Consider the following 23,475-nt stretch of genomic DNA (forward strand, 5'->3'; position numbering starts at 1 on the left):
AAAAATGATACGATAGAAAGAGATTATACATTAAGGGAGACGGTAAAATGAAACAACCACTCGCACATCGAATGCGCCCTACAAATATTCAAGAAATTATCGGACAACAACATTTAGTTGGTGAAGGAAAGATTTTATGGCGAATGGTCCAAGCAAATCATTTTCAATCTATGATTTTATACGGTCCTCCAGGCACGGGAAAAACATCAATCGCTAGCGCAATCGCAGGAAGTACCGGAACCCCTTTTCGCCTATTAAACGCTGTTACTCATAATAAAAAAGATATGGAAGTTGTCGTACAAGAAGCGAAGATGCATCGACATCTTGTTTTAATTTTAGATGAAGTGCACCGTCTAGATAAAGCAAAGCAGGACTTTCTATTACCTCATTTAGAAAGTGGACTTCTTACTTTAATTGGTGCAACGACGAGCAATCCATTTCATGCGATAAACTCTGCTATTCGGAGTAGATGTCAAATTTTCGAGTTACACGCCCTAACAGAAGACGATCTTTTAATTGGCTTAAAACGAGCACTTGAAGATAAAGAAAAAGGCCTTGGGGAATATGATGTAACTGTTACGCCTGAAGCATTACATCACTTTGCAAATGCATCAGGCGGAGATATGCGTTCCGCTTATAATGCACTTGAACTAGCTGTTTTATCTAGCTTTACAACTGATGACAAAGCTGCGGAGATTACGCTGGAAATTGCAGAAGAATGCTTGCAAAAAAAGAGCTTCGTTCACGATAAAGGTGGGGATGCTCATTATGACGTATTATCAGCATTTCAAAAATCAGTACGTGGAAGTGACGTGAATGCAGCACTCCATTATTTAGCACGTCTTATTGAAGCTGGTGACTTACAAAGCATCGGTAGACGTCTTCTCATTATGGCATATGAAGATGTTGGACTCGCTAGCCCGCAAGCTGGACCACGTACACTAGCAGCAATTGAATCAGCTGAACGAGTTGGGTTCCCCGAGGCGCGCATACCACTTGCGAATGCCGTTATCGAGCTTTGCTTATCACCAAAATCAAATTCAGCTTATAAAGCACTTGATGCCGCATTACACGATTTACGTAACGGACAAACAGGTGATATTCCTAGTCACTTAAAAGATAGTCATTATAAAGGAGCCGAATCACTTGGAAGAGGCATTGGATACTTATATCCACACGATCAGCCAAACGGCTGGGTACAACAACAATACTTACCTGACAAAATTAAAAACAAGCAATATTATAAACCGAAAACGACAGGGAAATTTGAACAAGCACTTTCTACCGTGTATGAAAGATTACAAAGTTCGAATAAAACGAAAAATAAAGGGTAACCTAAGCGAAAACGTCACCATTATGGAGGCTTCGCTTATGAAAACACGTCAAGATGCATGGACAAAAGAAGACGATCTCCTTTTAGCAGAAACTGTTTTACGACATATTCGCAGCGGCAGCACACAAATAAAAGCATTCGATGAAGTCGGCGATACATTAAACCGCACTTCAGCAGCTTGCGGATTTAGATGGAATGCTGAAGTAAGGCCGAATTACGAAGATGCGGTGCAACTTGCGAAAAAACAACGTAAAGAATTAAAGCGTTCTGAAGCTAAAATAGAAAAAGATCAATTCACGAAAACGAAACAACTCGTAATTGATGCCGAGTTTTCAGAAGATATTGCACCAAGGAAACAAGAACTTACAATGCAAAATATCATCTCGTTTTTGCAAAATTTGGAGCATAACAACCCTTCACTCGCAAAATTACAAACTGAAAATGAAGTATTACAGACTCAGCTCACGTCCCTGAAAAAAACGAATCATGAACTTGAAGCAAAATTAGCGGTACTTTCAAAAAAACAACAAGCAATCGAAGAAGATTATGCGATGCTTGTTAGAATTATGGACCGTGCTCGAAAACTTGTTTCGGTTGAAGAACAAGAAGAACAGATCGCTCCCATTTTCAAGACAGATCAAAATGGGAATTTAGATATTATATATTCTGCTGAGAATTAAAAAGGATGTCACCTAGCCCAACTTTCCGGCTAAGTGACATCCTTTTTTGTTTCTTCGGTGGACAGCGTATTGGTAAATGAAATTATATCGACGATTTTTCGAATATATCTATCGTAACTTACAATATATCAACGATTTTTTAAATATATCGACTATTCGACAAGGAATATCGATTTAACGACAAATATTTACAAAATAAGTAGAACTGCTATACAAAGAACTCACAAAATTAATTGGATATATTTTACTAAAATGTTACTATAAACATATGCAATTAAAAGGAGCTGATCGCTATTTCATTAATAATCTTCAAAATAACGCTCGGCATTCTCGTTCTAACGTTAGGACTTTTTACCATTCATAGTTTAAAAAAGACCTCAGGTTATAAATCGGACAAATACGATTATTCTTTATTAGGATTACTTACATTTGAATTATTAGCATTGCAAATCTCAACAATACTTTAAAACATAATAGAAAAAGCATATACCCTAGACGGATATATGCTTTCTTTTTTATTCTTGCCCTACACGTTTCACTTCTACGTTTTTAATACGTTCACGTACAACGTGACTTGCCATAATTAAGCCGGCCACAGATGGTACGAACGCATTTGAAGAAGGTGGTAATTTCGCTTTACGAATTTTTGCATTTTCGTCTGGTACGATTTCTTTACGTACTTCTTCACGAATTACGATTGGGTTTTCGTCAGAGAAGACAACTTTTACACCTTTTTTAATACCCTCTTTACGAAGCTTCGTACGAATTACTTTCGCAATTGGATCTGTATGTGTTTTAGAGATGTCCGCAATACGGAAACGAGTTGGGTCCATTTTATTTGCTGCACCCATGCTTGAGATAATTTTAATTTTACGACGTAAACATTGTTTAATTAAATGAATTTTGAACGTAATCGTATCAGATGCATCCACTACGAAATCTAAGCCGTGCTTAAAGAACTCTTCATATGTTTCATCCGTATAAAACATTTCTAGTCCAATTACTTCACACTCTGGATTAATATCTGCAATACGCTCTTTCATTAATTCTACTTTTGAACGCCCTACAGTAGATACTAAAGCGTGAATTTGACGGTTTACGTTTGTAATATCTACAACGTCTTTATCAACTAATACGAGACGTCCTACGCCAGAACGTGCTAACGCTTCAGCCGAAAATGATCCTACGCCGCCAATCCCTAAAATACCGACTGTACTATTTTTTAATATTTCAAGTCCTTCTTTACCGAAGGCTAATTCATTACGTGAAAATTGATGTAACATTCAGCTCTACACTCCTATTACAAAAATGGTCTACCATGTATTCTAGCGTTTTTCCGACTATTTGTATAGAAAAAGTTATAGAATTCCTAAAAATACATATTTCGAGCATAAAAACATAGTGTAAACCGGATTTTAGTTCTTCCCAAATACACGTTTAAAAAGGAGGATTTAGATAACCGAGCAGATCGAGGCACGTATGCTAGGAGGAGCGCAGTGTAGGAGTACTACTCGAGCACCGGACTAGCATACGTAACGATGAGATGCGACAGTTATCTAAACCGGACTTTTTAAACAACCTCTCAAAAAAAAGCCTAGATGGTATTAGTATAACCATCTAGACCCTATTCTTACTTCTCTTCTTTCAAGCTCAATTTTAAGTTCAACTCTTCAAGTTGCGCTTCTGCAACTGGGCTTGGAGCTTCTGTTAATAGACAGCTTGCACTTGCTGTTTTCGGGAATGCAATTGTATCACGAAGGTTCGTACGACCTGCAAGTAACATAACAAGACGGTCTAAACCTAATGCGATTCCGCCGTGTGGTGGTGTACCGTATTCGAATGCTTCTAATAAGAATCCGAATTGCTCTTGTGCTTCTTCTTGTGAGAATCCAAGTGCTTTAAACATTTTTTCTTGTACGTCACGCTCGTAAATACGAAGTGATCCACCACCAAGCTCATAACCGTTTAATACAAGGTCATATGCTTGTGCGCGTGCTTTTTCCGGTGCTGTTTCTAATAGTTCAACATCTTCACGAAATGGCATTGTGAATGGATGGTGAGCTGCGAAGTAACGATCTGCATCTTCATCGTACTCAAGAAGCGGCCAATCTGTTACCCATAGGAAGTTAAATTTACTTTCGTCAATTAACTCAAGTTCTTTACCTAGACGTAAACGAAGTGCGCCTAAGCTATCTGCAACAACGCTCTTCTTATCTGCTACGAATAGTAATAAGTCGCCAGCAGTAGCTTCTAATGTAGTCATTAACACGTTTGCATCTTCTTCACCGAAGAATTTCGCAATCGGTCCTTTTAGGCCATCTTCTTCCACTTTAAGCCAAGCTAGACCTTTTGCACCGTATACTTTTACGAACTCAGTTAATGCATCGATGTCTTTACGAGAGTATTTGCTCGCAGCACCTTTTGCATTAATTGCTTTTACTTGTCCGCCGCCTTCTACAACACTTGTAAATACTTTAAAGCCACAACCTGCAGCAAACTCAGATAAGTCTGTTAGTTCCATTTCAAAGCGTGTATCTGGCTTATCAGAACCGTAGCGAGCCATTGCATCAGCATATTTCATACGAGGGAATGGTGCACTCACTTCTACACCTTTTGCATCCTTCATAACTTTCGTCATCATGCGCTCCATCATATCTAAAATTTCATCTTGTGTTAAGAATGAAGCCTCGATATCGATTTGCGTGAATTCTGGTTGACGATCCGCACGTAAATCTTCGTCGCGGAAACAACGTGCTACTTGATAGTAACGCTCAAATCCGCCGACCATAAGAAGCTGTTTAAATAGCTGTGGAGACTGTGGTAATGCATAGAATTCACCGTCATGCACACGACTCGGTACTAAATAGTCACGAGCTCCTTCTGGTGTGCTCTTCGTTAAAATTGGTGTTTCTACTTCTAAGAACTCTTCTGTGTCTAAGAAGTTACGAATTGTTTTTGTTACGTCATGACGCATTTTGAATGTGTTAAACATTACCGGACGACGTAAGTCTAAATAACGATATTTTAAACGCACATCTTCTGATGCATCTGTATCATCAGCAATGATGATTGGCGTTGTTTTCGCTGCATTTAATACGTTTACTTTCGTTGCTTGTACTTCAATACGACCAGTTGCCATATTGTCATTAATTGCGCCTTCACCACGCTCAACAACTGTACCTTCTACGTGTAATACGTATTCGCTACGAATTGTTTCTGCTATTTCTAACGCTTCTTTTGATGTTTCTGGGTTAAATACAACTTGCACGATACCTGTACGGTCACGTAAGTCAATAAAGATTAATCCACCTAAATCACGGCGTTTTTGTACCCAACCTTTTAATTGAACTGTTTGTCCAACTGATTCTACTGTTACTTTTCCACATGCATGTGTTCTTTCAGCCACTGTAAGTTCCCCCTATATTAATTTCTCTGCTACGTATGAAGCAAATACATCTAATGCTACTTCTTCTTGTTCACCTGTTGCCATATCTTTTAAGTTAATGATGCCTTTATCTAGCTCATCTTCCCCTAATACAGCTACAAATTTCGCTTTTAGACGATCTGCTGATTTAAATTGTGCTTTCATTTTGCGATCTAAATAATCTTTTTCAACTGATAATCCAGCTTTACGAAGATCAAACGCAACCTTTGTAGCATGGTCTTTTGCTTTTTCACCAAGCGCTACAACGTAACAATCGATACTATGTTCAATTGGTAATTCGATGTTTTCAGCTTTTAGCGCCATGATTAAACGCTCGATACTCATCGCAAAACCGATACCTGGCATTTCTGGTCCACCGATTTCTTGTACAAGTCCGTTATAACGACCACCACCGCTTAATGTAGTAATAGCACCGAAACCTTCTGCCTCACTCATAATTTCAAAAACAGTATGTTGGTAGTAGTCTAAACCCCGTACTAAGTTTGGATCTTTTTCAAATGGAACATCCATCATCGTTAATAACTCTTGAACTTTGTCGTAGTATACTGCTGAATCTTCGTTTAAGTATTCTGTAATAGATGGTGCTGTTCCCATTAATTCATGGTTACGGTCCTTCTTACAATCTAAAATACGAAGAGGGTTCTTTTCTAAACGAGATTGACAATCAGAACAGAACTCACCAATACGTGGCTCGAAGTGTGCGATTAACGCATCACGGTGCGCTTGACGGCTCGCCGCATCACCTAAACTGTTTAATACAACTTTAATATTTTTCAAGCCCATGCCTCGGTAAAACTCTACAGCAAGTGCAATTACTTCTGCATCAATTGCAGGATCGTTACTGCCGATTGCTTCAATACCGAATTGTACAAATTGACGATAGCGACCTGCTTGTGGTCTTTCGTAACGGAACATTTGACCGATATAGTATAATTTCGTTGGTTGTGTTGCGTCACCGAACATTTTGTTTTCAACGTAAGAGCGTACAACTGGTGCCGTACCTTCTGGACGTAATGTTAAACTACGCTCTCCACGATCTTGGAATGAATACATTTCTTTTTGTACGATATCTGTCGTATCACCAACACCACGTAAAAATAGCTCAGTGTGTTCAAAAATTGGTGTACGAATTTCTTTATAATTGTAACGACGGCAAATTTCGCGTGCTTGCCCTTCGATATACTGCCATAACTCAACAGTGCCTGGAAGAATATCTTGCGTTCCGCGTGGGATTTGAATAGACATATTCAGTTCCTCCTCAAATTGTTTTAATCTTAATAAAAATAAAAAAACTCCCGCCTCTACTGTTTGAACAGTAGGGACGAGAGTATTATACCCGTGGTGCCACCCTAATTGAAGCACGTATGCTTCCACTTTTTTAATAACGCTTAAATGTGCGTTCATCCCTACTAAGCATATATGCCGTTCAAGTTGAAACCTCTAGAGTGTCATTCAATCAGTCATCATGCAGAAATGTTTTCAGCCTAAGACATTTCTTCTCTTTCCATGTGTGTCTCATTTACTCTTCTCTATCAACGGTTATATTCATATGTAAATATAAAATTACTATACGTTTGTTGAGTAGGATTGTCAAGTACTCTAAGAGCGTTCAATTTGCTTCTTTAGACGCTTAACATCTTGAAGAGAAATGCCAAATTCAGAAGCAAGCTCCATTGAAGTGTTGTTTTGCTCTTTTGAAATAAAATCATGAAAACTCACGTTAAATAGTTGATTTGCACCATTTGTAACAGAATGCCCTTTTTCATTCATACGCATACTATATCCCTCACATTCAATATGGATGTTTTACTTTTTATTGTTCCATATTGATTAGAGAGTTATACATAAACGAAAAAGCTATTGACTCAAAATAAACATTAGTATTAGATTTATAACAATTAGCCAGTCCACTCGCTAGCATATAATGCTTCAAATGAATATAACACTGCAATACCTAGCCCAAATACGATCATTTCTAACATTACATGTAATATACCTTGCACTTCCCATTCTCCGATAGGAAATAAAGCATACATTAAACTGCTTCTACACACTGATTCAATATACGAACCAACGCCTCTGGATTAGTTTCCATTACCCAATGCCCACCAACTTCAATAGAAAAAACTTCCCATTTTCTATCTCTTGCTTTTTTTACTGATTCTAAAAATATAGACGTCATTGGCCAATGTTCTGGATTATCCTTTACTTCTACATATATATGCGGTATACATTGCGCTTTAGAGTTTTTTATTTCAACCGATTGTGTAAAAGCCAACAATGACATCGCTGATTTTTTTTCATCTATTGTATTTCTAGGAAGAACACGCCATCCCTCCCCGTATACTTTTACTTCTTCTATAAAATGTGCGGCCATTTCTGGTCCAGAAATATCCATGACAGAATCACCATTTTCCGGAAGCATTGCATCCACGTATACTAGCTCCTTAATAAACTCGGGAATCACTTCTGCCACTCCTGTAATTACCATCCCAGAATAGCTATGCCCTACTAAAATTACATCTTTTAGCCCCTCATATTTAATGGTATTAACAATGTCTTGAATAAATGTTTTCAATCCTATATTAGGTTGCATAAGATGCGTTCGTTCCCCAAGTCCAGTTAAGGTAGGAGTATATACACTATGACCATCTTTCCTTAAAAGTTCAGCTAGTCTTTTCCAAACATAACCACCATCCCATGCTCCATGAACGAGTACAAATGTTTCCATAAACTTTCCCTCCCAGAATCCCCCGATTATATCGTTTATTTTCTTAACTATCATAACAGTAATTAACAAAATATACCATTAAATGACACAAAAGAAGAGAGGGGACTCATCCCCTCTCTTCTTAAGCAACACTATTTACTTTCCACAATTAAGGTCACCGGACCATCATTAATTAATGAAACATCCATCATTGCTCCGAACTTCCCCGTTTCTACATGCAGACCTTGTTTACGAACCTCTTCATTAAAGAAATCGTATAAACGCTCTGCATAGTCAGGTTTCGCAGCATCCATAAAGTTTGGACGTCTTCCCTTGCGGCAATCTCCGTATAATGTGAATTGCGAAATTGATAGAACTTGTCCTTCTACATCAAGTACAGAATGGTTCATCTTTCCGCTCTCATCTTCAAATATACGTAAGTTCGCAATTTTTTCTGCAATGTAAGTTGCATCTTTTTCTGTATCTTCATGCGTAATGCCAACTAGTAATGTTAAACCGAACGGAATTTGTCCTACGATCTCACCGTCTACTGTGACAGACGCTTCTTTTGATCGTTGTAAAACAACTCTCATCTTTTCTACACTCCCTATTAATGCATCATGCGTCGTACTGCATAAATTTCTGGAACACGTTTAATGCGTTCTACTACTTTTTTCAAGTGCTGTAAGTTACGAATCGAGATTGACATATTAATTGTCGCCATCTTATTACGGTCACTTCTACCAGAAACTGCTGAAATGTACGTTTTTGTCTCTGTAACAGCTTGTAATACTTCGTTTAATAAACCACGGCGATCGTAACCTGAAATTTCAATATCAACGTTATACTCAATTTCTTTTTCAGGGCTACCTTCCCACTCTACTTCTAATAAACGTTCTATAGCTTCTTCTGTATGAACATTTACACAATCACGGCGGTGAATTGATACGCCTCGGCCTTTCGTAATATATCCAACGATATCATCACCCGGTACTGGGTTACAGCATTTTGATAAGCGAATTAATAAATTATCCGCACCACTTACTTTAACGCCAGAATCCCATTTTCGAATTTTCATCGGTTTACGAACTTCTTTAACTTCAACAATCTCTTCTTCTTCACGTTGCTTACGGAACTTGTCCGTTAGTCTCGTAACAATTTGTGACGCTGTAATTCCGCTATATCCAACTGCTGCAAACATATCTTCTTCATTTGCAAAATTGAACTTCTCAGCAACACGTTTTAAATTGTCAGGAGCTAACACTTCTTTCATTTCATACTCTAGACCACGTACTTCTTTTTCAACAAGTTCACGGCCTTTTTCAATATTTTCATCTCTACGTTGCTTCTTAAAGAATTGACGTATTTTGTTTTTTGCATGAGATGTTTGAGCAAGTTTCACCCAATCTTGACTTGGGCCATACGAATGTTTTGATGTTAATATTTCAATGATGTCACCTGTTTTTAATTTATAATCAAGCGTCACCATTTTTCCGTTTACTTTTGCACCAATTGTTTTATTTCCAATTTCCGAATGGACACGATACGCGAAATCAATCGGAACAGATCCAAGTGGCAATTCCATTACATCGCCTTTCGGTGTAAAGACGAATACCATATCAGAGAATAAATCAATTTTTAAGGACTCCATAAATTCTTCTGCATTAGAAGCTTCATTTTGCCATTCTAAAATTTGACGGAACCATGTTAGTTTCTTCTCTAATGTCCCTGTTGTTTCTGCTGTTTTTCCTTCTTTATACGCCCAGTGTGCCGCGATCCCGAATTCTGCAATTTCGTGCATTTCTTTCGTACGAATTTGCACTTCAAGTGGATCACCTTTCGGCCCAATTACAGTCGTATGAAGAGATTGATATAGATTCGCTTTCGGCATCGCAATATAATCTTTAAAACGACCTGGCATCGGCTTCCAGCACGTATGAATAATTCCTAGCACTGCATAACAATCTTTAATACTATTTACAACGACACGTACAGCTAATAAATCGTAAATTTCATTGAACTGCTTGTTTTGCAATGCCATTTTACGATAAATACTGTAAATATGTTTTGGTCTTCCAGAAATTTCAGGTTGAATTGCAACTTCGTCTAATTTCTCACGAATACCAGTCATTACTTCGTCTAAATACTCTTCACGTTCTGCACGTTTACGCTTCATTAAATTTACAATACGATAATATTGCTGTGGATTTAAATAGCGAAGTGACGTATCCTCTAGCTCCCATTTAATAGTACTAATTCCGAGTCTATGTGCTAAAGGTGCAAAGATTTCTAACGTTTCATTCGCAATGCGACGTTGCTTCTCTTGAGGCAAATGTTTCAATGTACGCATGTTATGAAGACGATCAGCTAGTTTAATTAAAATAACTCGAATATCTTGAGCCATTGCAATAAACATTTTGCGATGGTTTTCTGCTTGTTGTTGCTCATGAGATTTATATTTAATCTTTCCGAGCTTTGTCACACCATCGACAAGCATAGCAATTTCTTTATTAAATTCCCGTTCAATATCTTCTAATGTAATCTCTGTATCTTCCACTACATCATGTAAGAAACCTGCTGATACTGTAGCTGGATCCATGTGTAAATCAACTAAAATACCTGCAACTTGAATTGGATGAATAATGTACGGTTCACCCGATTTTCTGTATTGTTCGCTATGCGCATCACGTGCATATTCATAGGCACGTGCCACTAGCTCAATATCTTCATCCGCTAAATATTGACTTGCTTTCTCGAGTACTTGTTCAGCTGTTAGTACCTGCTCATTTGCCATCGAATCACCTTTTATTGAAAATTGACTTTATCTTTATTAAATAGAATAAATTATATTCTATCATTATAACCCAATGATTGTGAATTGTGAAAAGGAAAAGATTTTACTGACATTTCACCATATTTTTTTGTTCAATTATACAAAAGTACCCGCTCCTCTCCAAGAGATTCACGGGTACTTTTTATCACCGTAGTTTTACCTATATAGTGATTAGTATTTTTCTAATACTAATACATCGTAACCATCTAACATTTTACGACCATCTAAGTAAGTAAGCTCTACTAAGAATGCAATTCCTGCTACAACTCCGCCTAGTTCTTCAACTAACTTAATTGTCGCTTCAATTGTTCCACCAGTAGCTAATAAGTCATCTGTAATTAATACGCGTTGACCTGGCTTAATTGCATCTTTATGGATTGTTAAAACATCTTTACCATATTCTTTACCGTAGTCAACTGTAATTACTTCACGTGGTAATTTTCCTAATTTACGAACCGGTGCAAATCCTACTTCTAATGCGTAAGAAACTGGGCAACCGATAATAAAGCCACGAGCTTCTGGTCCTACTACAACATCGATATCTCTTTCTTTTGCATACTCAACGATTGCATCTGTTGCTGCTTTGTATGCTTTACCGTCATTCATTAACGGTGTAATGTCTTTAAACACGATACCTTCTTTTGGATAATCCGGTACAATTGCGATATGTTGCTTGAAATCCATATTTCTGAATCCTCCTCAGATCTAAAAGGTTTGTAAATACAAATCCTTTACCCTAACTGTTCTACTTCTTTATGATTACGAATCGTTTCAAACCATGTATATAGTTGCTGATATGTGCTATAAACCAATTCTTTTTCTAATTGTAAGTGGTTCATTTTCTCACGATATGTGTTCGATTCAATTAAATCACGCTTTTGTTTTTTGTCTGCCATAAAAATGACGCCATCTTTTATTGTAACAAATTCTAACTCAAAAAACACCTGTGTCATGAAATTTACTGTATCTTTTGACCAACCTTTATGTTGACATAGTTGTGCTCCATATTGTCTTAAAGAAAATGGTGCTTTTTGGCTCAAGAACGAATAGTACCATTTAAAGTGTTCTCTCGTTGGAACAGTACTAAATAAATGATTATTCTCTTGATAAAATAGTGTATAAATTCGCGACGGGAATCCCACTTTAAATAGATCCCGTAATTCATCTGTTCCTTTTGGCAAATCAAGTAACACGATGTATTGATCATTTAACTCAGTTACTTCTGATGCATGCATAATATGATCTTTATAGTCTTCTAAAGAAAATTTATTCAATACCTCTTCAGAAAAATACACCATTGTTATTTTTTCTTTCGGAAGTTCTGCTACATTTGCTTCTACGTTACGCATACTACGCCAATCAAATAATTGCCATGCGTCTACAGCAATATCTTGTACCATTAATTGTGGCTTCTTAAAATTATTCCATTCATTGATAGACGCTTCCCCTATTACAGATACCTTTGCAACTGGAGAAATTTCTTTCGCATACGCACCAAAACCAAATCCGATTGTATCCAGTGTTGCTTGTCCATCGCGAAGAGCCATTTTCAAATGAGAACCGTCTGATCCGATTGCACGAATACTTTCTAGCTCTGCATCTTTCACTGCAATACGTGGTTTCGGATTTCCAACACCAAATGGCGCCAACTTTTGCATATCCTCAATTGCTGCAAGTGTTACGTCCTCCACTTTACAAAAAGCATCAACAGCTGTAATCGGAATAAAATCTTCTTCTGTTAAAATTAACTCTGCTTGCTCATTTAAGCGACGGCGTAATTCATCTACATCATTCATATGTAGCGTCATTCCAGCTGCCATCGGATGCCCTCCGAAGTGTGGCAATAACTCTCTACAATCTGACAAGTTTGCAAACAAATCGAATCCTGCAATACTACGTGCTGAACCTTTTGCAGTTTCTTTTACAGGATCAATGCATAATACAATCGTTGGACGATAAAAACGTTCAACTAATTTAGAAGCAACAATTCCAATTACACCTGGATTCCAGCCTTCTTTTGCAAGCACTAATACTTTATTTTCTTCAGGCGGGAAATTAGTTTCCACTTCAGCCATAGCTTCTTCTGTAATTTGCTTTACAATATCTTTTCGCAGTTTGTTCAGCTCATCAATTTCTTCAGCCAGCTCTTTCGCTTCTTCTGGATCATCTGATAATAAAAGATGTACAGCAGGCGCTGCATCTTCTAAACGTCCAACTGCATTAATACGTGGTGCGATTGAGAAGCCAATACTCTCTTCTGTAATTTCACTTTGCGAAACGTTAGCAACTTTAAATAACGCCTTTAGTCCGATATTTTTCGTCATACGCATATGTTTTAAACCGCGTTTCACTAGCAATCTATTCTCACCATGAAGTGATACTAAATCGGCTACCGTACCAATTACCGCAATTTCTAATAAATGTTCTGGTACACGGCCCAGTAGTGCATGCGCAACTTTAAACGCAACACCTACACCAGCTAAATAGTGAAATGGATACACACCGCCATCTAATTTCGGATGAATAATCGCAAATGCTTCTGGCAATTCTGGTGGTGGCTCATGGTGATCTGTAATAATAAGATCTACTCCGAGCTCCTTCGCTACCTTCGCTTCATGTACTGCCGCGATACCAGTATCGACAGTAATAATTAGCGAGAATCCTGCGCTATGCGCCCAACGAAATGCTTCTTCGTTCGGTCCATAACCTTCTGTAAAACGATTTGGAATATAAAATTCTACATCTGCACCCAATTCTTGCAAGGCAAGATATAACACAGTCGTACTACTTACTCCGTCCGCATCGTAGTCACCAAATATTAATATTTGCTCTCCATTTTGAATCGCCTTATTTACACGTTCTACCGTTCTATCCATTCCTTCTAATAAAAATGGATCATGAAATTCTTGATTTTCTGTATTTAAAAAATCTAAAATCTTATCTTCAGTATCTAGTCCTCTACCGAGGAATAACGAAACGACAAGTGGTGATAATTGTAATTTACTTGCTAATTCACTCACTCGCTCGCCATTATATTCTTTTTCTTTCCAACGCGTCTTCGGTTGTAACACGAAATCACCCCTTAACCTGTTCATTATACAAGACAGATTAAGGGGTGACAATATAATGCAAACTACGATGCAATATCTATATACTAAAATGTTAATAATGTTTAATTTGGAGAATACGGATTTATATGTACAAACACATTTTGTACGTTATCTTGTTTCATAAGCGTTTCTTTCACATGCTTTCCAATGCGATGCCCTTCTTCTACAGTAATGTACGGATCTACTGAAACTTTAATATCAACAATAACGTAATGACCATGCTCCCTTGCGTATAAAGAACCAATTTTTTTCACACCATCTATTTGAAGTACTGCTTCTCTAAGCGGAATAACATCTTCCTCATGAAGAACATGATCAAGCGTTGCATGAATTGCCTCTGCCCCAATACTCCATGCCATTTTTGCAACAAGAAGCGAAACAAATAATCCTGCAATCGGATCGGCATATACAAGCCAATCTAATCCAAACTTACCACCAATAATCGCTGCACAAATACCGATTAAAGCTGCAATTGAAGAAAATACATCCGAACGGTGCTCATATGCATTTGCAATAATTGCATCACTATTTACCCTTTTCCCTAATCGGAATTTATATTGAAACATTCCTTCTTTCACGATAATCGAAAGAACAACAGCAAAAATCGTAATCGCTTTCGGTGGTTCTAGTTCCTGCGAAAAAGCTTTTATAGACGAAATCGCTATCTCTATTCCTACAATAAATAATAATACCGCAACAATAATCGCTGAAATTGATTCCGCTTTACCATGACCATATGGATGATCTTCATCAGGCGGCTGCTTTGCTGCTCGCAATCCAAACAGTACAGCTAGCGAACCAATTACATCTGATGCAGAATGCACGGCATCCGCTAATAGCGCTTTACTGTTCCCAATATAACCAATTACCGCCTTTATAATCGCTAATATGATATTACCAACGATCCCGACAATAGCACCAAACTCGGCCTGTTTAAAACGTTCATCTTTTTCCATAATTAAAATCCCTTCTTTTCTTAACCTATCTTTTTAGTTTAACAAAACAGCGATAATATCACACTTTCTTCCATTTTATCATTTCAAAGCCGCTATCTTATTGTATCCACAAACGAAAAAAGAGATGCCTCATAAAGAGACATCATCTTTTTTATACTTGCGGTTCAGATTCTACTTTCTCAACCTTCTTCTTGTTTTTACCCTTTTTCAAACGACGGTTTTCAAGCATTAACCAAATTTGAGAAGCAACGAAAACAGAAGAGTACGTACCTACAACTAAACCAACAAGTAACGCAAACGAGAAGTTACGTAGTGACTCACTACCGAAGATAAGTAACGCAATGACTGGGAATAACACTGTTAATACGGTGTTAATCGAACGTCCAAGCGTTTGGCGAATACTTGCATTTACGATTTCTTCTAAGTCTTTTATATCGCGAACTCGTTTTTTCTGTTTGTATAATTCACGGTTTCTATCAAACGTAACAATTGAGTCATTAATAGAATAACCGATGATTGTTAATACCGCAGCGATAAACGTTAAGTCTACCTCTAATTGGAAGATACTAAATATAACAATCATAACAAATGCATCATGTAATAATGCAAGTACTGCAGATAATGCGTACGTAAATCGGAATCGAATACTTACGTATAAAATGATAACCGCAGAAGCAATTAATACTGCGATAAATGCATTTCGTGCAATTTCTTTACCGATTGTCGGCGAAACTGTACTTACGTTTGGATCTGTACCATATTTATCGTGGAAGAATGTTTTTGTTTTCGCAATTTCATCTTTTGATAGAACACCTAATGTACGAACTGCGAATCCTTTATTGTCATCTCCAGTTGGTACAATATTTTCTTCCTTCACATCAATGTTCAATTCTTTAAAATCTTTATGAACATCAGACACAGTAACTGCTTGTTTTGATTGCAAGTCGATTCGTGTACCACTCGCAAAGTCAATACCAAGGTTCAATTTGAAAATCGGTAAGATAATTGCACCTGCAATTACAACTACAATCGAGAAAACAAGGAATTTATGACCGATATTTACGAAGTTAATACGATCAAATTTTGTCGGTGGATGTACTACACCTTTTGTTAATGGAATAATATCCTTTTGTTTCACACCAAAGTATCCTGGTTTTTTATCGAAGTAGCGGCTCTTTACAAGTAATCCTAGTAAGAAACGAGTACCGAATACGTTCGTAATGAAACCAACTAAAATACTTACGATTAAACTTGTTGCGAATCCTTTTACAGAGCTATTACCATAAACGAATAACACACCAGCTGCTGCAAGAGTCGTAACGTTTGCATCTAAAATTGTTGCTAATGAACGATGGTTACCAGCACGGAATGCTGACATCATTGACTTACCAATTTTCAGTTCTTCTTTCAGTCTCTCGTACGTAATAATATTCGCATCAACTGCGATACCTACCCCGAGCACTAACGCCGCAATACCCGGCAACGTAAGAACTGCATGCATCCAGTTAAAGACAAGTAATGTAACGAAAATGTATAGACCTAACATAATAACCGCTACAAGTCCTGGTAAACGGTAGAATACAAGCATAAATAAGAAAATAAGAGCGATACCAATCGCACTAGCGAAAATCGTTTGCTCTAACGCTTGTTGACCAAATTTCGCTCCAACAGATGTTGAATACATTTCTTTTAAATCAACAGGAAGTGCACCTGCATTTAATAAAGATGAAAGTTGTTTCGCACTTTCAACTGTGAAATTTCCACCTACGATAGATACTTCAGCTTGGTTAAACACTTGACTTACTGTTGCTGCTGATAAGAACTTAGGATTCGGTTTTGCAGATTCTGCTTTATACGAATCTTTTCCTTCTTCAAAATCAAGCCAAATTACCATTAAGTTCGTTGGTGGTGGCATTTTTGAAATTTTTTCAGTTACTTCACGGAATTTTTCAGCGCTTTTTAGTGTAAGACCTACGCTCGCACGGCCTTGCTCATCAAATGTTTGCTTCGCTCCGCCGCCTTTTAAATCCGTTCCATCCATAAGTAGATTGTCATCTACATCACGGAATGTTAATTTCGCTTGTGTCGACAACATCTCACGTGCTTTTTGCTGATCTTGTACACCAGCAAGCTGTACACGAATTCGATCTTGCCCCTCGATTTGAATGTTCGGCTCACTTACACCGAGAACATTGACACGATTTTCAAGAGCACCTACTGTACTTACAAGTGCCTCTCGATCAATTTTATCACCTTTTTTGGCTGGTTTTACTTCATACAGAATTTCAAAACCACCGCGAAGGTCTAGTCCTAGACTAATTCCTTTTGCTATGTCTTTTCCTGCCGCACCAATTACTCCACCGATTAATAAAACGATGAGGAAAAAGGCGGCAATTCTCGTACCACGCTTTGCCATATGTACCCTCTTTCCGCTACTAACACTTCAAATAAATCTTTTACGATTCACTTTTACACGTGTGCATACGCCTAGTTAGTAGACTTCCTTTCTATAATTTTGCTAGTTCATCACCAGCTGTGTTGGTAAGTTTTTCACATTACCTACACTTTCATCATTTATTTTTCTCTTCACTACCCCCTTTATATATAATCTTAGACATAATTATTTCCTCATTATCAATACCTATCATTATACTGCAAAAGGAAGAACAAACCAATTGCAGTCAGTTATTTATTTTCATATTCATCAAATGACCAAAGTGGCGCTTGGTACGCTTCAACAGTTAAATATGTCATATACTCATTAGCACTTACTCTTAATACATCATTTACTAATTCATACAATCTAACATCACTGTCTATCTTTTTCCACTTTTTCACTTTAAGAAACTTCCAAATATCATCATCTGTCACTCGGTCATAACCGAACATGTGAAACTCTTCTACTTTACTTTCTAAAACGACTTGTAACTGTCCGCGGTATGATTCTACCAAAGCCTCTTTATCTAACATACATAACATCTCCTTCTTATTTCAGCACGAAAAGTCGCTTTTAATCCCGCTCTAGTGGACAGCAATAACTACTTTCAAGAGCACTATCATACTCCACTCTCTCAAATGCTTGTCATTCTTGTCTCGTACGTGCATATAAATTATTGTAAATCATTCCACTGATTTTGAGAAGGTAGGAGAAGACCATGACGAGACAAAGCTTTTTAAAAGGCGCATTTATTTTAATGATAGCCGGCTTTATCACCAAAATTCTAGGATTTATTAATCGTATTGTAATGGCACGTATTTTAGGGGAAGAAGGCGTTGGCCTTTATATGATGGCCGTCCCTACATTTATTCTAGCAATTACATTAACACAAATCGGTCTTCCTGTCGCAATCGCAAAATTTGTAGCTGAAGCGGAAGCTGTGAACGATAAACAAAGAGTTAAAAAAATATTAACAGTATCATTAGCCGTTACATCCGTCATTAGTATCATTTTAACAATTGGAATTATGCTCCTCACACCTATTTTAGCAAAAACATTATTAACCGATGAAAGAACGTACTATCCATTAATGGCTATTTTACCTGTCGTTCCTGTTATAGCCGTGTCTTCTGTTTTACGCGGTTACTTTCAGGGGAAGCAAAATATGAAACCTAGCGCTTACGCCCAAGTCATAGAACAAGTTGTCCGCATTACAATTATCGCTATATGCATTCAATTATTTTTACCTTATGGCGTAGAATATGCAGCAGCCGGCGCTATGTTATCAGCTGTTCTCGGTGAAGTTGCATCACTATTATTTTTACTTACTTTATTCCAGCGTGAAAAACATTTATCTATACGCTCCGGATTTTTCACTACTGTAAAAGAAAGCAAAGGGACATTTTATTCTCTTATGGATATCGCTCTTCCAACTACAGGAAGTCGTTTAATCGGCTCCGTTTCATACTTTTTTGAACCTATTGTCGTTATGCAAAGCTTAGCGATTGCTGGCGTTGCTGCCTCTGTCGCAACCCAGCAATACGGTATATTAAATGGTTATGCATTCCCACTTCTATCACTACCAGCCTTTATTACATATGCTCTTTCTACAGCACTTGTTCCATCTATTAGTGAAGCGATGGCTAAAAGACAGCATAAATTAGTGGAGCACCGTTTACAACAAGCACTTCGAATTTCATTAATTACCGGTGGATGGTCTGTCGTTATATTATACGTATTCGCTTCTCCAGTTTTAACTCTTATGTATGGATCGGATAGTGCAACAGCATTCATTCAGCTTCTTGCACCTTGCTTTTTATTTCATTATTTTCAAAGTCCGCTTACCTCTGTTTTGCAAGCTTTAAATTTAGCACGTGCTGCCATGATGAATACATTTATTGGTGCCATCGTGAAATTAATCGTTATTTTTGTACTAGCTTCACGGCCAGAGTTTCAAATGATGGGGGTCGCCCTTGCAATTGCAGCAAATATAGTAACAGTAACATTTCTTCATTACGCTACTGTTTTAAAGAAAATTACATTTACCATTTACGCAAAGGACTATATTTTTGGCGGACTTGCCATCGGTATCGCAGGCTCCTTCGGTTTTTACCTTCATAAGTATATGATTTTCTCGCATTCACTTGGTATACAAACATTATGGGAAATCACCTTAACAACAATCGTTTATACTATTCTCCTCTTCACTTTCAAACTCATTCGAAAAGAAGAGTTAAGCAGGCTCCCTATCATTCGAAAACTTTCATTTTTGAAGTAAACAGGCTTACTATTTCATATAGTAAGCCTCTAGTTTTCTTTCAAATCAACAAAAAATTGTCCGTTTTGAAAGCTACAGTATAAAATTTGTGTTACATCGTTATAGCCTAAGTTTTTTAATTTTCCAACGAGCCACTCATCTGTATGTTCAATCATCTGCAAATGACTAGATTGAATTTCTCCATCAATAACAAGAGGAAGAGTAAACTGCAATGCATCCTGCCCGCCTTTTGGTTTTTGAAAGACAGATAACTTCCCAGACGGTTCTAAAATAGCATATTCTACATCCCGGATGTCTCCAACGCCTTGTTCCCTTAGTTGCATCATTAAATCATCTATATTATAACGTTGCTTTCTCATCTTCTTTTCATCAATTTTTCCCGCATTTACAAGAATAGCTGGCTCACCTTCTATTAAATGCCGAAAACGTTGATACTTTAACGAAATAACTGACAAAATGATCTGTATACACATAAGAAAAGTCATCGGAACTAGTTGATGCCAAAGTGATTTATCGGTATTTTCAATTGCAACTACAGCCATTTCGCCAAGCATAATGAATACGACTAAATCTAATACACTTAGCTCTCCAATTTCACGTTTCCCCATAAGACGAAAAATAATTAATATGATGATATACAAAAGCATCGTCCGGCCAATTATTGATACCCATTCCATTTCTACATCTCCTTTTTTATCTATAGATTCCCCTATAAAAAAGAAACTAGTCTAACTTAGGCAAAAGGAAAATATGCTTGTATTAAAAAGGGGGAATGTATAAATGGATGGAACGAAAAAATTATCAACTGCGATTGGCTTCGGTATCGTTACCCTATTAATTCTTGCATCAATTACTAGCATGATTATGGCTCTTTTATTGAAGTTTACAGATATGAATGAAGGGACATTAGCTGTTACTATTTTTATACTAGCTCTTTTATCTATGCTTATATCCGGATTTACTGCCGGCAAGAAAGCCCAAGGGAAAGGTTGGCTAGTAGGCTTCACAACAGGACTTACATTCACTATACTTGTTTTTCTAGTTAACTATTTAGGCTTCTCTCAAACTTTATCGAACTCACAGTTACTTTACCAATTAGCATTAATGGGTGCGAGTACACTCGGTGGTATTTTCGGTGTAAATATGTCAAAACAAAACAACTAAAAAAGGCCCTGCACATTTCATGCAGGGCCTTCCTCATTAGTTTTTCACAACTTCACGAATCGCATTGCGATCGAAAGTTAAATGTGAACCACCAGATTTAACAACAATTTTCGTTTCATCTACTGATTCGATTGTACCGTGTAAACCACCGATTGTTACGATAGCATCACCTTTTGCTAACTCACTTTGCATTTGAGCAACTGCTTTTTGACGCTTTTGTTGCGGGCGAATTAATAAGAAATAGAAAATCGCAAACATCGCAACGATCATAACGATATTCATCATACCTGGATTCATCTTTTGTTCCTCCTTTTAAATTATGTATTAGAAGTTTTTAGCATTCGGTTTATTAAAGCCATACTGTTCAAAGAACTCTTCGCGGAAATCGCCAAGACGGTCTTCACGAATAGCTTGTCTCACCTGCTCCATTAAGTTTAACAGAAAATGAAGGTTGTGATAAGACGTTAAACGAATTCCGAACGTTTCATCACATTTCATTAAATGACGAATGTACGCACGAGAGTAATTCTTACATGTGTAGCAATCACAATTTGGATCAAGCGGACCGAAGTCTCTTGCGAATTTCGCATTTTTTACAACAAGGCGACCTTCGCTTGTCATACATGTACCATTTCGAGCAATACGAGTTGGAAGTACACAGTCAAACATATCAACGCCGCGAATTGCACCATCGATTAATGAGTCAGGAGAACCTACTCCCATTAAGTAACGTGGTTTATTATCTGGAAGAAGTGGTGTTGTAAACTCAAGTACACGGTTCATAATATCCTTTGGTTCACCAACAGATAGACCGCCTATCGCATAGCCAGGGAAGTCCATTGAAACAAGATCTTTCGCACTTTGACGACGAAGCTCTTCAAACTCTCCGCCCTGTACAATACCGAATAAACCTTGGTCTTGTGGACGTTCATGTGCTTTTAAGCAACGCTCTGCCCAACGGCTTGTACGCTCTACAGACTTCTTCATGTATTCAAAAGTAGCTGGGAACGGTGGACACTCATCAAATGCCATCATGATATCCGAACCTAATGCATTTTGAATTTCCATCGCTTTTTCTGGAGATAAGAATAATTTGTCTCCATTCAAGTGATTACGGAAATGAACACCTTCTTCTTCAATACGGCGGAAGTCACTTAAGCTAAATACTTGGAAACCACCAGAGTCTGTTAGAATGGCACGATCCCAGTTCATAAATTTATGCAAACCACCTGCTTCGCGTACAATTTCATGACCTGGACGTAACCATAAATGATACGTATTACTTAAAATAATGCCAGAATCCATTGCTTTTAATTCTTCTGGTGACATTGTCTTAACTGTTGCAAGTGTACCAACTGGCATAAATGTCGGCGTATCAAATGAACCGTGCGGCGTATGTACACGTCCTAAACGGGCACCCGTTTGTTTACAAGTTTTAATAAATTCATAACGAATTGCTGTCATAATTTACTCCTTTTATTTGTTTCCCATTTTAGCGTGAGATGCAACGAACATTGCATCACCGAAGCTAAAGAAACGATATTTTTCTTTTACTGCTTCATTATAAGCATGAAGTACATTATCTCTATTTGCAAATGCACTTACAAGCATGATTAATGTTGATTTCGGTAAATGGAAGTTTGTAATTAAACCATCAATTGCTTTAAATTCATAGCCTGGATACATAAAAATATCTGTCCAACCAGAAGCAGCACAAAGCTTGCCGTCATGATCTGTCGCAATTGTTTCTAACGTACGAGTTGAAGTCGTACCTACCGTAATAATACGCCCACCATTCTCTTTCACACGATTTAATAATGCCGCTGTCTCTTCAGACATATGGTAATATTCTGCGTGCATATGGTGTTCTTCAATCGTATCGGCAGAAACTGGTCTAAATGTTCCAAGCCCTACGTGAAGTGTAATAAATGCTAACTCAACGCCCTTTTGTTTTAACTTCTCCAATAACTCTTCTGTAAAGTGAAGTCCTGCAGTCGGCGCTGCTGCTGAACCGATTTCTTTCGCATATACCGTTTGATAGCGATCGCGATCTTCTAGCGTCTCTTTAATATATGGAGGAAGTGGCATTTCTCCAAGTTCATCTAAAATTTCATAGAAGATGCCGTCATATGAAAATTCAAGCTGACGTCCACCTTGATCTGCAGTTCCAATGCAAGTTGCTTTTAATTTCCCTTCGCCAAAAGAGATAACAGTTCCTTCTTTCACACGTTTCGCTGGCTTAACAAGCGTTTCCCACTTATCACCTTCTTCTTGTTTTAAAAGAAGTACTTCAATGTGTGCGCCTGTATCTTCTTTCACACCGTGCAAACGAGCTGGCATTACTTTCGTTTCATTTAAAACTAAGCAATCCCCCTCATGTAAGTAAGAAAGAATGTCCGTAAAATGTTTATGCTCAATATCGCCGGTTTCACGGTCTAACACCATTAATCTTGATGTTTCACGATCTTCTAATGGGACTTGTGCAATAAGTTCTTCTGGTAAATGAAAATCAAACAGATTAATATCCAT

Annotated in this window: 21 protein-coding genes and 1 other annotated feature; of the genes, 4 read left to right on the forward strand and 17 right to left on the reverse strand. The window is 37.5% G+C overall.

The genetic code is table 11. The features are described 5' to 3' along the window. Nucleotides 1-47 precede the first annotated feature (47 nt). Together ATN06_RS22410 and ATN06_RS22415 are read left to right on the forward strand one after the other, a co-directional pair. Nucleotides 48-1,334, forward strand: coding sequence for a replication-associated recombination protein A (locus tag ATN06_RS22410; RefSeq protein ID WP_060632365.1), 1,287 nt, complete (start codon nt 48-50; stop codon nt 1,332-1,334). A 37-nt stretch (nt 1,335-1,371) separates the two neighbouring features. After that, the gene (locus ATN06_RS22415) at nt 1,372-2,013 is read left to right on the forward strand and encodes an RsfA family transcriptional regulator (RefSeq protein ID WP_060632366.1); all 642 of its coding nucleotides are present in this window, start codon (nt 1,372-1,374) and stop codon (nt 2,011-2,013) included. Between the two features lie 515 nt (nt 2,014-2,528). On the opposite strand, the gene ATN06_RS22425 is transcribed toward ATN06_RS22415, so the two are convergent. The 13 genes from ATN06_RS22425 to ATN06_RS22480 form a co-directional block, all read right to left on the reverse strand. Beyond that, nucleotides 2,529-3,296: a tRNA threonylcarbamoyladenosine dehydratase gene (locus tag ATN06_RS22425; RefSeq protein WP_060632367.1), complete on the reverse strand. Its 768-nt coding sequence runs from the start codon at nt 3,294-3,296 to the stop codon at nt 2,529-2,531. A gap of 347 nt (nt 3,297-3,643) precedes the next feature. Then, nucleotides 3,644-5,419 carry an aspartate--tRNA ligase gene (gene aspS / locus ATN06_RS22430; RefSeq protein ID WP_060632368.1) on the reverse strand — a complete coding sequence of 592 codons (1,776 nt, stop codon included), beginning with the start codon at nt 5,417-5,419 and terminating at the stop codon, nt 3,644-3,646. Between the two features lie 12 nt (nt 5,420-5,431). Then, on the reverse strand, nt 5,432-6,703 hold the full coding sequence (gene hisS / locus ATN06_RS22435; protein ID WP_060633186.1) for a histidine--tRNA ligase: 1,272 nt from the start codon (nt 6,701-6,703) through the stop codon (nt 5,432-5,434). Nucleotides 6,704-6,772: 69 nt separating this feature from the next. Beyond that, nucleotides 6,773-7,003, reverse strand: a binding site (T-box leader). 54 nt (nt 7,004-7,057) lie between these two features. Next, complete coding sequence (locus ATN06_RS22440; RefSeq protein WP_048531368.1) at nt 7,058-7,234, reverse strand: hypothetical protein; 177 nt, start codon at nt 7,232-7,234, stop codon at nt 7,058-7,060. Between the two features lie 122 nt (nt 7,235-7,356). Beyond that, entirely contained in the window at nt 7,357-7,494 is a 138-nt protein-coding gene (locus ATN06_RS29270) for a hypothetical protein (protein WP_176225752.1), read from the reverse strand. Then, a complete protein-coding gene (locus tag ATN06_RS22445; RefSeq protein ID WP_060632369.1) occupies nt 7,494-8,189 on the reverse strand; it encodes an alpha/beta fold hydrolase in 696 nt (231 codons plus the stop codon). Before ATN06_RS22445 ends, ATN06_RS29270 begins: the two co-directional genes overlap by 1 nt. A 131-nt stretch (nt 8,190-8,320) precedes the next feature. Then, nucleotides 8,321-8,761: a D-tyrosyl-tRNA(Tyr) deacylase gene (locus ATN06_RS22450; RefSeq protein ID WP_001266956.1), complete on the reverse strand. Its 441-nt coding sequence runs from the start codon at nt 8,759-8,761 to the stop codon at nt 8,321-8,323. Between the two features lie 17 nt (nt 8,762-8,778). After that, nucleotides 8,779-10,962, reverse strand: a complete 2,184-nt coding sequence (gene relA, locus ATN06_RS22455; RefSeq protein WP_060632370.1) for a GTP diphosphokinase — start codon at nt 10,960-10,962, stop codon at nt 8,779-8,781. Nucleotides 10,963-11,172: 210 nt separating this feature from the next. Then, on the reverse strand, nt 11,173-11,685 hold the full coding sequence (locus ATN06_RS22460) for an adenine phosphoribosyltransferase (protein WP_000346215.1): 513 nt from the start codon (nt 11,683-11,685) through the stop codon (nt 11,173-11,175). Nucleotides 11,686-11,732: 47 nt separating this feature from the next. Continuing rightward, complete coding sequence (recJ, locus tag ATN06_RS22465) at nt 11,733-14,072, reverse strand: single-stranded-DNA-specific exonuclease RecJ (protein ID WP_060632371.1); 2,340 nt, start codon at nt 14,070-14,072, stop codon at nt 11,733-11,735. A 101-nt stretch (nt 14,073-14,173) separates the two neighbouring features. Then, a complete protein-coding gene (locus ATN06_RS22470; RefSeq protein WP_060632372.1) occupies nt 14,174-15,067 on the reverse strand; it encodes a cation diffusion facilitator family transporter in 894 nt (297 codons plus the stop codon). 151 nt (nt 15,068-15,218) lie between these two features. After that, nucleotides 15,219-17,483, reverse strand: a complete 2,265-nt coding sequence (secDF, locus tag ATN06_RS22475) for a protein translocase subunit SecDF (RefSeq protein WP_060632373.1) — start codon at nt 17,481-17,483, stop codon at nt 15,219-15,221. A gap of 269 nt (nt 17,484-17,752) precedes the next feature. Continuing rightward, complete coding sequence (locus tag ATN06_RS22480) at nt 17,753-18,037, reverse strand: post-transcriptional regulator (RefSeq protein WP_000884549.1); 285 nt, start codon at nt 18,035-18,037, stop codon at nt 17,753-17,755. Between the two features lie 185 nt (nt 18,038-18,222). Here ATN06_RS22480 and spoVB point away from each other — a divergent pair, with 185 nt between their 5' ends. Beyond that, nucleotides 18,223-19,782: a stage V sporulation protein B gene (gene spoVB / locus ATN06_RS22485; protein WP_060632374.1), complete on the forward strand. Its 1,560-nt coding sequence runs from the start codon at nt 18,223-18,225 to the stop codon at nt 19,780-19,782. A 29-nt stretch (nt 19,783-19,811) separates the two neighbouring features. Here the strand turns inward: spoVB and ATN06_RS22490 are convergent, their stop codons facing one another. Then, entirely contained in the window at nt 19,812-20,459 is a 648-nt protein-coding gene (locus ATN06_RS22490; RefSeq protein ID WP_060632375.1) for a DUF421 domain-containing protein, read from the reverse strand. A gap of 103 nt (nt 20,460-20,562) precedes the next feature. Between ATN06_RS22490 and ATN06_RS22495 the strand changes: the two genes are divergently transcribed. Further along, nucleotides 20,563-20,946, forward strand: coding sequence for a TIGR04086 family membrane protein (locus tag ATN06_RS22495; protein WP_060632376.1), 384 nt, complete (start codon nt 20,563-20,565; stop codon nt 20,944-20,946). Between the two features lie 36 nt (nt 20,947-20,982). Here the strand turns inward: ATN06_RS22495 and yajC are convergent, their stop codons facing one another. Genes yajC through queA form a run of 3 tightly spaced genes read right to left on the reverse strand, consistent with a single transcriptional unit; the run spans nt 20,983 to nt 23,475 of the window. Further along, the gene (gene yajC, locus ATN06_RS22500; protein WP_025151210.1) at nt 20,983-21,243 is read right to left on the reverse strand and encodes a preprotein translocase subunit YajC; all 261 of its coding nucleotides are present in this window, start codon (nt 21,241-21,243) and stop codon (nt 20,983-20,985) included. A 27-nt stretch (nt 21,244-21,270) separates the two neighbouring features. Further along, nucleotides 21,271-22,410, reverse strand: a complete 1,140-nt coding sequence (gene tgt / locus ATN06_RS22505; protein WP_000125371.1) for a tRNA guanosine(34) transglycosylase Tgt — start codon at nt 22,408-22,410, stop codon at nt 21,271-21,273. Nucleotides 22,411-22,422: 12 nt separating this feature from the next. Next, complete coding sequence (queA, locus tag ATN06_RS22510; protein WP_060632377.1) at nt 22,423-23,475, reverse strand: tRNA preQ1(34) S-adenosylmethionine ribosyltransferase-isomerase QueA; 1,053 nt, start codon at nt 23,473-23,475, stop codon at nt 22,423-22,425.

It is taken from the genome of Bacillus thuringiensis, from assembly GCF_001455345.1.
In the GTDB taxonomy this organism is placed as follows: Bacteria; Bacillota; Bacilli; order Bacillales; family Bacillaceae_G; genus Bacillus_A; species Bacillus_A thuringiensis_N.